The following is a 396-nucleotide window of genomic DNA, read 5'->3' on the forward strand; positions in this document are numbered from 1 at the left end:
GTACTGGATAAAATATAAGGATACGTGGTTTTAACTAATTCTTCTTGCAAATAGGTTGCCACAGACATATCTCTTAACGGGTTAAAATCAGAAATCGTCAAAAACGGCCGTGACATTTTTTCACTTTCCAGCCATTGACTAATTACGTCCAAGCTTTCTAAAAAAACAGCGCCTTTGCGTTCAAACATTGGGAGAAAAGCATGCCCATTCTCAATTACACCAAATGGATATTCTTCTGGTGCTAATTCTTGTGTTTTTAATCGGCCAACCGTCTGACCTTGCGTATTTTCCAGCACAACTGATTGATCTTGAAAAGGCAATACTTGAGAAAAGCGGTTTTTTTCATCTTCTAACCGATATTGACGATGACTTAATTCTTTCCACGTACCGCTAAAA

At 37.9% G+C, this 396-nt stretch carries 1 protein-coding gene; it reads right to left on the bottom strand.

All coding sequences use genetic code 11. The features are described 5' to 3' along the window. Positions 1-396 (bottom strand): hypothetical protein (locus tag IR135_RS11525; protein WP_209307418.1); only part of this gene is annotated, 396 nt, incomplete at both ends.

It is taken from the genome of Jeotgalicoccus nanhaiensis, assembly GCF_015235105.1.
GTDB lineage: Bacteria > Bacillota > Bacilli > Staphylococcales > Salinicoccaceae > Jeotgalicoccus > Jeotgalicoccus nanhaiensis.